Genomic DNA, 787 nt, shown 5'->3' on the forward strand with positions numbered 1-787 from the left:
TTTTTCGCGAACCGTCCGCGATATCGGGCGGGCGCTCGGCAAGAAGGTCCGCCTCGAGATCGTTGGTGGCTCGACGAGCATCGACCGCGACATCCTCGAGGAACTTGATGCCCCGCTCGGGCACCTCCTGCGCAACGCCGTCGATCACGGCTTGGAGCCTCCCGAGGAGCGGCGGGCCGCAGGCAAGGCGGAAGAGGGCCTGATCAAGCTCGAGGCCCGGCACAATGCCGGCCTGTTGCAAATCATCGTCGCCGATGATGGCCGCGGGATCGATCTCGATGCGCTGCGCCAGGCGACGAGCGGGCGCGGCCTGACGACGGCGGAGACGGCACAGAGCCTGAGCGAAGCCGAGCTCCTGGAGTTCCTGTTCCTGCCCGGCTTCTCGATGAAGGCGAGCGTCAGTGACATTTCCGGACGCGGCGTCGGCCTCGATGCCGTGCGGGCGATGGCGCGCCAGGTTCGGGGACAGGTGACCGTGTCGTCGGAGCTCGGCGCCGGGACGCGGTTCCAGCTCCAGTTGCCGCTGACGCTCTCGGTGATCCGCGCCCTGCTCGTCGAGATCGATGGCGAGCCCTACGCGTTTCCGCTGACCGGGATCACGCGGACGCTGATGCTGCCGCGGGAGCGGATCGAGATCCTCGAAGGCCGGCCGCATTTCCGCTTCGAGGAGCGGCAGGTCGGACTGGTCACGGCGCATGAGGTCCTGGGGCGTGACGAGCCGCAATCGGACTCGGTCGATCTCGCAGTCGTCGTTGTCGGGGAGGGGGGCGAGGCCTACGGGCTGGTC

At 68.4% G+C, this 787-nt stretch carries 1 protein-coding gene; it reads left to right on the plus strand.

Annotated features, from left to right (window positions below; all coding sequences use genetic code 11):
- Positions 1 to 787, plus strand: a 787-nt coding sequence (locus AB4Y92_RS25110) for a chemotaxis protein CheA (RefSeq protein ID WP_441822088.1), incomplete at both ends; no start/stop codon positions are given.

Source organism: Lysobacter sp. TAB13 (assembly GCF_052113885.1).
GTDB classification, from domain to species: domain Bacteria; phylum Pseudomonadota; class Gammaproteobacteria; order Xanthomonadales; family Xanthomonadaceae; genus Lysobacter; species Lysobacter gummosus.